Annotated in this window: 11 protein-coding genes; all 11 read right to left on the bottom strand. The window is 27.8% G+C overall.

The genetic code is table 11. The features are described from left to right. Window positions 1-23: 23 nt before the first annotated feature. Window positions 24-1991, bottom strand: a complete 1968-nt coding sequence (locus WC223_02315) for a DUF349 domain-containing protein (GenBank protein ID MFA6923064.1) — start codon at window positions 1989-1991, stop codon at window positions 24-26. Window positions 1992-2121: 130 nt separating this feature from the next. Next, on the bottom strand, window positions 2122-4596 hold the full coding sequence (locus WC223_02320) for a YfhO family protein (GenBank protein MFA6923065.1): 2475 nt from the start codon (window positions 4594-4596) through the stop codon (window positions 2122-2124). Next, a complete protein-coding gene (locus WC223_02325) occupies window positions 4586-4990 on the bottom strand; it encodes a GtrA family protein (GenBank protein MFA6923066.1) in 405 nt (134 codons plus the stop codon). The genes WC223_02320 and WC223_02325 overlap by 11 nt, the downstream gene beginning before the upstream one ends. Next, entirely contained in the window at window positions 4980-5705 is a 726-nt protein-coding gene (locus tag WC223_02330; GenBank protein ID MFA6923067.1) for a nucleotidyl transferase AbiEii/AbiGii toxin family protein, read from the bottom strand. Before WC223_02330 ends, WC223_02325 begins: the two co-directional genes overlap by 11 nt. Next, window positions 5698-6213, bottom strand: a complete 516-nt coding sequence (locus tag WC223_02335; GenBank protein MFA6923068.1) for a hypothetical protein — start codon at window positions 6211-6213, stop codon at window positions 5698-5700. The genes WC223_02330 and WC223_02335 overlap by 8 nt, the downstream gene beginning before the upstream one ends. 131 nt (window positions 6214-6344) lie before the next feature. After that, on the bottom strand, window positions 6345-7286 hold the full coding sequence (locus tag WC223_02340; protein ID MFA6923069.1) for a glycosyltransferase family 2 protein: 942 nt from the start codon (window positions 7284-7286) through the stop codon (window positions 6345-6347). A gap of 204 nt (window positions 7287-7490) precedes the next feature. After that, on the bottom strand, window positions 7491-8390 hold the full coding sequence (locus WC223_02345; protein MFA6923070.1) for an FkbM family methyltransferase: 900 nt from the start codon (window positions 8388-8390) through the stop codon (window positions 7491-7493). Further along, window positions 8377-9447 carry an NAD-dependent epimerase/dehydratase family protein gene (locus WC223_02350; protein ID MFA6923071.1) on the bottom strand — a complete coding sequence of 357 codons (1071 nt, stop codon included), beginning with the start codon at window positions 9445-9447 and terminating at the stop codon, window positions 8377-8379. Before WC223_02350 ends, WC223_02345 begins: the two co-directional genes overlap by 14 nt. Beyond that, entirely contained in the window at window positions 9444-10172 is a 729-nt protein-coding gene (locus WC223_02355) for a sugar phosphate nucleotidyltransferase (GenBank protein ID MFA6923072.1), read from the bottom strand. Before WC223_02355 ends, WC223_02350 begins: the two co-directional genes overlap by 4 nt. A gap of 3 nt (window positions 10173-10175) precedes the next feature. Then, on the bottom strand, window positions 10176-10949 hold the full coding sequence (locus WC223_02360; GenBank protein MFA6923073.1) for an aldolase/citrate lyase family protein: 774 nt from the start codon (window positions 10947-10949) through the stop codon (window positions 10176-10178). A gap of 11 nt (window positions 10950-10960) precedes the next feature. Beyond that, window positions 10961-12769 carry a thiamine pyrophosphate-binding protein gene (locus WC223_02365; GenBank protein MFA6923074.1) on the bottom strand — a complete coding sequence of 603 codons (1809 nt, stop codon included), beginning with the start codon at window positions 12767-12769 and terminating at the stop codon, window positions 10961-10963. Window position 12770 lies beyond the last annotated feature (1 nt).

Below are 12770 nucleotides of genomic sequence, written 5' to 3' on the forward strand. Positions count from 1 at the left end.
TTTTGATTAAAGTAAGAGCACCGTTAAGAGTTCATCAATCTTTTAAGGAATTTGAATTTATCCTCCATTAGTTTTATTTTTTCTTTCCCGGAAGATATTTTTTCTTCAAATTCTTTTCTTAGTGGTTCGGAACTTTTTGCACGTGATAGAAATCCGATATTATTTTCCCAGACAGAAATTTCGCTTTTTGCAGTATTTATTTTTCCGCTAAGAATAATGCTTTCCTGCTTAACTATTTTATATCCATCGGGTGAATTGTAAATATTTTCAAAACGCGATTTAAAATTTATAAGATTTTTTTCTGAAAAGTCGAGTTTGAGATTATCAAAACATTTATTTATTGCGTCTTTAAAGCGACTGTTAAGCTTGTCCTTTTCATTTATCGGGACATGTCCTATTTCAATCCATTGTGCCTGAAAATCCTTTAAAATTTTCAAACATTCGTCGCTGTTGACATTGTCGAATTTGTAATTTTCAATTTTTTCAAGAAGTTCTGTTTTAAGCTTAAGATTACTTTCCTGTCGCTCATCTATTGTTGCAAAGAAATTTGATTTGTTGTTGAAAAAAGTATCACAAGCAGTTCTGAATCGCTTCCATAGTTTTTCGGAATGTTTTCTTGGAACGGGACCAATTTTTTTCCATTCGTCCTGAAGTTTTAAAAATTCTTCGGTGGTTTTTCGCCAGTCGGTGTTAACTTGCAGTGCTTCTGCCTGAATGCAGAGTTCGATTTTTAAATTAAGGTTTTGTATTTTTTCTTCTTTGTTTTTCTGGTAAAATTCATGCCGGTTTTTAAAAAACGTATCATTTGCAACTTTAAATCTGTTCCAGATTTCTTCATTATTTTTTTTGGGTGTAAAACCAATATTTTTCCATGCTTTTTGAATTTCGCCTATTTCTTTTACTTTTTCTTCAGTTTCTGTGGCAGAATGAAAGTTGGTTTCGGCAAGCAATTCTACTTTTTCGCAAAGTGCAATTTTTGCAAGATAATTTTGTTCTTTTTCTTCTTTTATTTTATCGTAATATTCCTGTCGATGTTTATTGAATTTTTTTGCTGCTTCTTTAAATCTTTCCCAGATTTCATCTTTTTTGGAATTTGGTACAGGACCTATTTCACGCCATTTTTCCTGAAGTTCTTCAAATTGTAACGTAGCATTTTTTATGGAATTTTCCAGAAGGAGTGCTTCAATTTTTTCGCAGAGTGCGATTTTCTTTTTAAGATTTTTCTTCTGGTCTAAATCTTTAAGTTCTTTATTGATTTTAACCTTGTCAAAAAACATTTCCACATAATAATGGTATGTTTGCCACAAATCATTTGTTTCTTTGGGAGGAACAGTACCTATTTCGCGCCAACGCGTCTGTAATGTTTTAAAATCATCGTAAGTTTTTTTAAGAGTTTCTTCGCTGCCGACAAGTGCTTTTAGCTCTTCGAGAATTTGTTTTTTCTCAATTAAATTTTTCTCCCGTTCTTTTTCAAATTGTTCATTAAGTACTGCTTTTTTCTCTTTATATTTTTCAAATCCTGCTTTAAATGACTCGTGTATGATATCATTAAGTGGTAGGTATTCTTCTTTTTTTCCACTATCTTCAATAAATTTCTTTAATTCATTTTCGTTGTCTTCTTTGTATAGCTTATTGTATGCAACCTTTATGAGACCAATATTTATTTTATGAGAATTTAAATCTTCTTGATTAATGAAACTTCCAAGAATTTCCACTAATTCACCTCTTGATTTTAGTGAAATTTCTTCTTCAAATTTAAGAATTTCATCTTCTTGAACAATGTCAGTATCTGTATTAGTTTCAGAAGATTTTTGTGGCTGAATTTCTTTTTTTATTCTGCCTTTTTTTTCTTTCTTGATTTCTTCTGAACTTGTTGATTCTTTTTTTTCTTCAGCTATATCCGTATTTTCGGGGTTTACAGAGTTTTCTTCTTTCAAAACTTTTTTGTTTCTTGTAGAAGAAATAGCAGTTCGTTTTTCTTTAACATCCATTTTTTAATGGTTTACAATGATTTATTTTGTAAAATTAGTAAGATTTTCTGGAATTTAATAATTTAAAATATTTATATTTAAAGATTGTCAATAGTAGTTTTTTTAGAATTTATTTTTGTTGTCTTAAATTTTAAATTCTCTTTTTTTTAATTAAAAGTTTTATTGTTGAAATTACAATAAACAAAAAAACAGAAATTAAGGAAATAATTGCACTTGTATAATAAAAAGGCGGTAGATAAGAAAGCTCGACATTATTTTCTCCTTTGTCAAGAAATAACCCTATAAATCCAATGTTTATCATAAAGGGCTTAACGTCTTTTCCATTAACTTTAATTACCCATCCTTTATCATAAGGAATAGAAAAGAATAACATTTTCTTTTTATCAAGATTTATTTTCCCTTTAATTGAATTTTGGGTATGTTCTGAAATTTTTAACGTATCTATTTTAAGATTAGCAATGTCTTTAGCGTAAACATCCCATGAATAATTTTTTGAAGTATCACTTATATTAAATTCGGCAAGTTCTTTAAAACTATAAATGCTATCGTTAATAACGCATGCTTTGAATAATGTAGTTGCTTTTTGTATTTGTGAAAGTTTTGTAAAATTTTTATATCTGATAAATGTATTATACGTGAAACCAAGAGGTAAAGCAAATTTATTTTTTAATATTTTAATATCTCCGATAGTTGTGAGAGAATCATACTCCATTTGTATCAAATTTGATTTAGGAGTTTTGGTTAAAGCATATTTAACACTTGCAAAACTATGAAGTAAAGGAAAATCTCTCACTCCAGAAGCCCAACGGGTTTGAACTTCTTCAGCTCCCAAACGGGTTTGAAGTTTTTGTTTCGAATCTATAATACCCATCTCTATCAAAAATTTAACATAGTTTAATTGGTTAAATGAATGATAAGATTGTGTACCGTAAAAATCCTGTGCCTTTGCATCATTTATGCTCGAATGTATTGCCAATCCAGAGAAATAATCTTTATTTATTCTGAAAAAACTTTTATCTTTTGATTTCAAAAATTCAACCGCTTCAACTGTATAATCGTTATAACCGATTTTTTGTTTGTTCTCAATGCCCGTAATGACAGGTCTTTTGTTGATAGTAATATTTGACAGATATGATAATTCAATTATAAGAACAATAAAAAAAGCAATTTGAATTATCACTCTCACCGTATTAAATTTCAAAAGATAAATAAGAAATGCATAAATACATATAAAAATTGCTATATTACTTCTTAATTTTTCGTTAATTATTTTTTCATTTTCATAGTAAGGATAATATAGTAGAATCAATAATAATATAACGGAAATTATTAAAATTACAATATTAATTTTTAAGGTTTTTAAAATAAAGTCAAGTGCTTTAATGCTATAAAGCAGTAATATAAACGTAACAAATAATGAAAAAGACCTATAGTAATCACCAGCAAATAACCAGTATGAATATCTGAAAAAAGGGAAAATAACAGGAATAATAAAAAAGGCAAATAAAGCAGAATAAAGAATTTTTCTTTTTCTATCAAGATTAAGAAATATTTGTGGAAATAAAAGTAAATTTACCAACCCACAATAAAACAAAGGTGCCTCAAGATAATTATACCATCCTTTAAAATTCATTCCTGTTCCCATTATATCGCTCGAAAAAGAACGCAATATAGCTGTTACATAATGTGATTTTTCCTCGAATCCGAAAATAGGAAATGACATTAATTTATTGAAATAGGAAGAACTTCCGCTCACACGCGGGCTTTCAAGCATTTGAATTATATCGTTTATCAGAAAAAAAGAACTCATGGAAACACCAAGAATACCAAGACCTGCAAGTTTTGTAAAAAAGAAAAATACTTTTTTAAATTTATTTTCTTTTTCCTCAATAAACCGGAAAATAAGGTAAATTAAAAGAAACAATCCAAAAAGATACAAATCTACCGGCTGGTTAATTGTGATTAAAAAAATTGAAATAGGAAATAAAAACCAGTTGTTATCTTTATAAAGTTTTTCAAACGAATAAAGTAACAATGCGAGATAAACAGCTTCGGTAGAAAAAATTGACCAACACCCGCCGAGTATAATAAATCCGGTAAATGAATACATTACTCCTCCGATTATTGCAGTAAATTCGGAGTTAATTAATTTTTTAATAAAAAGATAAAAGAATAATCCTGCAAAAAATATTTTAAAAAACTCAGCAAAAAAAACTGTATAAGCAACATTATCTTTTCCCATAATTAAAATAAAAAGAGTAAACGGGTCAGGTATACACCCGGGAAAAAGATTTTGTCCCATACCTTGATTAAACGACCATTTGGGAATACCTTCGGTTTTTAAATAATCGGCTATATGAACGTATTGAGGAAAGTTATAATTAATGGAATCGCTTCCTATATCTTTGAACAAATAGAGTTTTTTCAGTAAAATAAAATCTTTAAAAACAAAAAATACTATTAATGAAATTAAAGACAAAAGAATATATATGCCATTTTTTTCAATGAATTTATTAATAAACAGGAAAGAATCGGGATTACTTTTTGTTTTAACCGAAACAATAGGTTTTTTTTTATGATGTAAATGTTTGTTTTTATTCTTCATTTACTTTTTTATTAAAAACAAAATAATGATTTAAAAAATATGCAAGTAACCCCATTGGCAATAAAATCAGAGCTCCTCCTATATATTCATTTAATCCAAAAAATTTGAATAATGCAATTCCGGCTGTACCACAAATATATGTAATTCCATAAACTCCAAAAAATTTAAAAATAAGCCGATTGCTTTTATTATTAAATACTATAATACCCATTGTTTTGAAGTTGAAAAGAACCCCCAGTACAGTGCTTAAAAAAATAGCTAATGAATAATGAAGTCCAATAAAAATAAGTGAAGCAAAAAGACCATAACCAAAAGCAGTATTTATTCCACTTACAAATATGAAACGAATTAACTTGATATCATATACTTTTTTTATGTGTTCCTTAATCTTCAAAATTTATTCTTTCTTTTTCAATAATTGGAAATTCTTTATATATTTTTAGCAATGCAATAACTTCAGATTTTAATTTTTTTCGGACAAAATATTTCATATTTTCATCCATCAATTCACCTAATCCGTTTAATAAATTATTTTCTTTTTTCTTTTCAATGGCTTTTATACATTTATTAAAATAAGATATTAAGTTAGTTTTTGTGCGAAATCCAACAATCTTTTTATTCACAGGAGTTCTGTTTTGCATAAAATACCAGCAATCGAATATATCTCTGTTTGCAAGCATATTTCTATCTAATAGTGCACACAACTTATGAGCAAACATATCAGATTGATTCATTACTTTCATTTTTATACCCAAAAAATCTTTCATTTCATATTTATCATCAAATTGACGATTGAAAATTTCAACTTTTAAATTTCTTTCATTTTCACCATAATCAAGCACTATAATAAGTCCAAAATGTTTTTTTGCTTCATCTTTTTTAATACGACCGTATTTGAGTAATATTTTTCTCAATTTTTCGTAAATCAAATTGCTTTTAGATAAATCTAATAAATTAAAATCAATATCAACTGAAAATCTTGGCAAATCATAAAACAACATTAGAGCTGTTCCACCTTTAAATCCAAGATTATTAGCTAATTCAATATCAGCATAAATATCTTTTAGAATTTGTACAATAAAAAATTTATGTTTATTTAAATCAAGCATTCTTCAATATTTTATTCACACGCATATTTAATTGTTTGGAATTATATATTGGAAGTAATTTTTGAATTATTTCTTTGTTTAATAAAGAAATATTATCAAAATAAAAGTTTTTATTCAAATACAATGTATCTAAAAAAGCTCTCTCTGGCGTAGCTATATTTATGCCTTCCTTACCACGTAATATACCTAATGTATTTAATAATATTTGGTTTTTTATCTTCCTAAATACCAATTTATGTTTATCTACTATAATATTTCTACTTAAATAACTTACTACGGTTATTTGCTCGTTGTATTGAAATATTATACCAGACTTATTTAAAACATATTCTAAAGAAATATAAGCAGGAACGTATATTTTGCAAGCTAATTCTTCCTTATTATAGTCGGGTTTTGAATATATTCCACGTCTTAGATTGTTAATAGCTTTTGTATGAACATAATCATTTATTTTTTGTTTTAAACGAATAAAGTTTGATATATTTAACAGCATTGATATATCTTTCAAACAAAAAACTGTTTGATTAGTTTTATACAATGTTAATATAAAGTTATTTTTCCACATTCGTGAACTATAAGTATTATATTTTCATACCTTTGGTTCACAAAGATAAATATATTTTTTTAACAAACAACAATTTATTCATCAAAATTTATTCTTTCTTTTTCAATAACTAAAGGACGTTTCATAACTTGTGTATATATTGCACCAATGTATTCTCCTATGATTCCTATAAAAAATAATTGTATTGAAGCAAAAAAGAATATACCTATAATTAGCGATGCAAAGCCCAATGGATAATCTTTCCATAGAAAAATTTTAAGTGCTAAATATAATAAAGCTACCAAGAAACTTAATGTTCCCATAATAAAGCCAATAATTGTTGCTAATCTTAATGGAACTTTTGAATGGCTTGTCATTCCGAGCATTGCCGCATCAAATAACCTGTAAAAATTTGCTTTTGTTTTTCCTCTTTTTCTTGTAGGTTGTTTGAATTCGATTTTAGCTTTTTCGAAACCAATTTCACTTATTATACTTCTTATTAAAGGATTAGTATCATCAATGTTTCTGAGAATTTCAATAATTTGCTTATCGTATAATCCGAATCCCGTATAGTTTTTAACAAAATCAATTTCTGCATCAGATATTTTGCGGATAAAATTGTAGAATAATTTTCTAATAGTAAAAATAATTTTTGATTCTTCGCTGTTTGTTTTAACTCCTATAACAATTTTATTTCCTTCTTCCCATTTTGAAATAAAATCAGGAATTAATGATGGTGGGTCCTGAAAATCGCAAGCCATAAATAAAACTGCGTCTCCGGTTGCCTGAATTAAACCATAATATGGTGAGCGTATCCAGCCAAAGTTTCTTGAATTAATAATTACTTTTACTCTTTTATCTTTCTCGGCAATTTTTTTCAAAATTAAAACGGTATTGTCTTTAGAAGCATTGTCAATAAAAATCATTTCAAATCTATATTTATCTAATTTCTCAAAAATAGTTTTTACCTGAGAATATAGTTCTTCCACATTTTCTTCTTCGTTGTAACAAGGCGTAACAATGCTTATAAGCTTCATCTGTTTAAATTTTGTAAGTAATTATAATTCATGCTATTAATTTGTTATTTTAGTTAGTTAACTTTTTTAGTTACTCGCTCCCACAAAAATCCACCGCAAAACCTGCTCGTGAATATCCATGCCTTTCATTGTTGTCAAAAGCACTGCATTTATAATCATTTTCGGTTAATGTGAACTTTTTGTTTGCATGGATATTTCATTTTACTATTTTTTATCTTTATGAATAAAAATGTAATTTGTTTCTAACGTTGAATCGTCAACTTTTTCAAACTTTTCTAAATTATTATTTCTAATTACATAACAATTATAACCAATATTTGAAAAAAGAGCGAGAATATCATTAGGATGATAATTAAATTTAGCAGACCACTTTCTTAGTATTTCGGTAAAAACAACAGGTTTGTCTTTTTTTAAAGTTTCTATTGCACCTTTAAAAACAAGAAGTTCTGCACCTTCAACATCACATTTAATAAAATCTATTTTTAAATTATTTTGCTTAACAAATAAATCTACTTTAGTGAATTTACAATTAATTTTTTCAACTGAAGAATTACCTGATAGATTTGCAAGTGAAGAATTACCCATGCATTCGGGATAGCAATAAATATCAATATTTTTTTCTTCGTCTGAAAATCCGAAATTATATGTTTTTACATTAGTGATATTATTAATTGATAAGTTTGAATTAAGGTAATTAAATGTTTTCGAAACTGGCTCGAATGCGTGAATCTTAATGTTATTAAATTTTTTTGATAAATTTAAAGAATACCATCCTATGTTAGCTCCAATATCAAGTATTGTTGTTTCTTCTTTTACAAGTTCATTTATAAATTTTAATTCTTCTTTTTCAAATGAATTAAAATTTATAATTTCAATGGGTATTATTCTTTTGTCGTTTTTATCGCAAATCAATTTTATTCCGGAATCCCTGATTGTCATTACAACAGAATCATCAGATATTTCAATTTTTGAAATATCCGTATCTTTAATTACTTCAGAGTATTCGAATAAATATTTATGAATGTCGTGCATTTTGCTTATAAAATCGGCTTTCTCGATTTTCCCGTTTTTAAATTCTTCTTTCGTTTCTTTAATTGTTTTCATAGTAGCTAAGTATTGTTCTTTTTAATCCTTCGTTAATACTATATTTTGGTTCCCATCCAAGTATTTTTATTTTTGAAATATCAGGGCAACCCCTGTTAATTTTACTTTTTAAATATTCTTTTGATATTTCATGTTCATTTTTAATAACCTTAAGATTTTTTTCGGGAAATAAATTTACTAAAATATTTGCAAGTTCAATTATGCTTGTTTCTTTATCAAATCCTAAATTATAAGCTTCACCGTTTTTACCTTTTAATAATACAGTAAAAAAACCTAAAACAGCATCGGCAAGGTAGCAAAATGCCCGAGTGGCACTGCCATCACTTTTCATTACAATATTATTGTTATTAATTACATCTGAAACAAAATCGGCAAACACTCTGCCATCTTTAAAATCCATTCCCGGACCATAGGTGTGATAAAGTCGTATTATTTTAGTTGGTATTCCGTATTGATGAAACCAGCTAACACATATATTTTCTCCCATTCTTTTACTTTCGGCATAGCAAGACCTTACGTCTGTTGGATCCAAGTAACCAAAATCTTTTTCTTTTGTTGGTATTTTATTATCATCAACAATTCCATAAACTTCACCGCCGCTAAAAAACAAAAATCCTTTTGATGATTTTTCCTGTGCTATTTTTAAAAGATTTATTGTTCCAATTGTATTAGCACTTAAAGTTCCTACAGGGTCTTTCCCGAAATATTTTGGACTTGCCTGACTTGCTGCATGAATTATAAAATCAATATTTTCTTCTGGTTTTATTTTAATTGGCTCGCAAACATCCTGAACTAAAAATTTTAAATCTTTTCTGTTTTTATGATGTTCAAATTTTTTAAATGCTTTTTCTTTATTGCGGACTAATGCAATAATCTTGATGTTTTTATTTTGTTTTTCGTTAAGGTAAAGTAATGTCTCCACCATATATGCAGGAAGAAATCCATTTGCACCGGAAATTAATACAGTAGAATCAGAAAATTTATCCCAATCTAAATTGTGATTAATAATAAATTCAATATCTTCTTGTATGATTTTATTCAATTTTGTTGGAATCACTGTTTTTTTATTAAATATTCGGTTATTATTTTTCTGTCTCTTTCAGTATCTAACGATTGCCAAAACCCATTATATTTATATGCCCACAATTCTTTTGTTTTAACTAGTTCTTCAAGCACATCTAATTCGAAACTACAATTGTTAATTGATTTAAAACTATCAAGATTAAAAATATTTTTGTTTAATAAATAAAAACCTCCGTTTATATAATCTTTTTGAAAAACAGGTTTATCTGTAAATCCTTTTACTTCTTCACTGCTGCCATATAAACCTAAAATTCTGAAACGTGTAGGATAATGAACTGCTGTAACAGTTGCTGTTTTTTTGTGTGATTTATGAAAATCCATTAATTCATTTATATCAACATCGGAGTAAACATCACCATACGTTACCATAAATGTATCATAGTTTTCAACATGTTTTTTAATATTAAGTATTCTACTTCCTGTATTTACATTTTCTCCCGTATCAACAACTTCGATATTTATTTCTTTGCATAAATTTTTATTTTTTTCTATATATTTTTTTATTATGTCACCTTTAAAACCGGTTGTTATTATAAATTTTTTAAAATCATATTTCAGGAAATATTCAATAATAAATTTTAATAATGGCTCGCCATTTATATCAACCATGGGCTTTGGAATAATTTCATTGGAACCAACATTTGTTCCATTTCCACCGGCAAGAATTACTACAGGAATATTTTTATTTGAATCGCTCATAACTTATTTATCTTTTACTATATTTTTTAATTCATTTAATTGTGTTTTAAAACAAGAAAGTATCATTTCAACGTCAACTTTATAATTTAAATATTTAACTCCAAATTTCGACCATTTTTCGATACCTTCCAAAGTATCAGTGAAAATACCGGTTGAAATATTTTGTTTGTTACAAGCGTCAATAATTTTCTTTATTTCCTTAATCACTTTCTCATGCCATATTTGCCCAGGTATTCCAAGAGATTGGCTTAAATCATAGGGACCAATGAAAATTATATCCACGCCTTTAACTTTTACAATTTCTTCAATATTATCAGCGCCTTCTTTTCCCTCTATTTGAAGAATTATTAAACTTTTATTATTTGTTTCTTTAAGATAATCTTCTTTTGAAATATTTGAAAATTCAGCAGCTCTCACAAACCTGCATAGTCCTCTTTCTCCATCAGGAGAAAATTTCGAAAATTTAACTGCAAGTTCCGCATCGCTGGAAGATTTAATATGAGGAATCTGCAAGCCATGTATTCCCATATCCAACAACCATTTTATATAATTTTCCTGAAGCCCCGGAGTACGAACAATTAATTTTATATTTCTGTTTTCCGCAGCTAAAATCAACGGATAAATTTCATTGTGTGAAATCATTCCACCATGTTCAATGTCAACAATAGCGAAATCAAATCCGGCTATTCCTATCATTTCTATAATTTCCGGTCTTGGTATCCTGATAAATGGACCAAAAAGAAACTTATTTTTATTCAGCCAATCTTCTTTTTTCATTCGTTTAAAAATTATATTTTTATTTTTTTACTTTTTTCGTGAAGTTCAATTAGCATTTCTTTTTCCAATTGTTCTCTTGTAAGAAAAGGAAATAAATCTTCAATTGGTGGAGAAACCATAGTTCCGTCCGGATTCAAACTAAATGATAATTTTGGAACAAGCGGCTGTAAAGGATGAGTTAAAACTTCACAGATTACAGGTCCTTTTTCTTCCAAAACATCAGAAATTATTTTTGAAATTTCCTTACTGGTTTTTATTTTAAAAGTTTTAAAACCAAAAGCTTTTCCAACTTTAGCAAAATCGGGACAAGAAACACCCGATTCTTTTCCGGAACCTGTAAACTTTTTACCAAATAAACCCATTTGGGTATTTTTAATGGTAAGATATCCGTCATTTATATAAATAAAAATTTTGATAGGAAGCTTATGATGAGCAATAGTTTGAAGTTCCTGTAAATTCATCATCATAGAACCGTCTCCGGTAATCAATATAATTCGTTTTTTACCTGAAGCAAAACAAGCACCAATTGCACCGGGCATTCCATATCCCATTTCACCTAACCCTGTTGAAGTAATAATTCTTTGATCTTCATTAAGCATTATTGCTTGATGAGTACAAGTCAAAGCCGTTCCCATATCTGTAACTATTATTTCATCTTTTTTAAAATGTTTTGAAAGTTCTTCAATAAACTTATATGAATTCAAATATCCTTCAGTTTCTTTGTGTATTCTTTCATCAACAAAAGGATAATCTTTTTTCCATTTATTGCATCTTTCAATCCAATTATTTATTTCAGGAAGTTTAATTTCCGGTATTTTGTTAATTAATTTTTCTAAAAAATATTTTGCATCAGATTGAACAGTTATAAAACTATTATTTGAATTAAATTTTGATAATTCCGTTTCATCAACATCAACAACGATTTTTTTTGCATCTCTTGCAAATTCTTTTATATCATAACCTATTTGAGGTATAGTAAGTCTAGTGCCTATAGCAATTAATAAATCACAATTTTGTATAACAAAATTTGCACAACGTTGTCCATAATTTCCTTCGTGTCCGAAAAAAAGTGGATGGCTCCCTGATATCATGTCTTTACCATTCCATGCAGTTAAAAAAGGAAATTTATATTTTTCAATTAAAGTATTTAATAAATCTATTCCGTTTGAAAGGCGAATTCCATTTCCGAATAAAAAAAGTGGTCTTTTTGAACTGCTTATTAATGAAGAAATTTGTTCGATTTTATCATCAATGGAAAAACTGATTTTCTCAGGAATAAAACCAATTAATTCATTTGGATTAATTTGAGCGGCTTGAATATCAATTGGAATATCAAGCCAAACCGGACCAGGTCGTCCGTTTTCGGAAAGATAAAATGCTTTTTCAAGATGATATTTTACAGTTTTTTGGTCAAAAATAATTTCAGAATATTTTGTAATGTTTTTTACAGTTTTTGTAATATCAAATCCTTGAACGCCCCACATTCTTAAATTTTTATGCTCTCTGACATATTGAGTTTTTTCCTGTCCCGAAATTATTATTGCTGGAATAGAATCCGCCCATGCATCAAGAACGCCGGTAATTGCGTTTGTAGCACCTCCACCTGAAGTCGTAATCATAACGCTGAATCGGTTTGATATTCTTTTATATGCAAGAGTAGCCATAACGCCAGCCTGTTCATGATGAGGACATATATATTCAATGTTTTTATTGTTAGCAATTGAATTTAATAAATGAACATTTCCGGCTCCTGATATAGTAAATATATGTTTTATTCCTTTCTCTACAAAGAATTCTGCTATGTAATCACTAACTTTCATT

Source organism: Bacteroidales bacterium (assembly GCA_041671145.1).
Taxonomy (GTDB): Bacteria; Bacteroidota; Bacteroidia; order Bacteroidales; family JAHJDW01; genus JAQUPB01.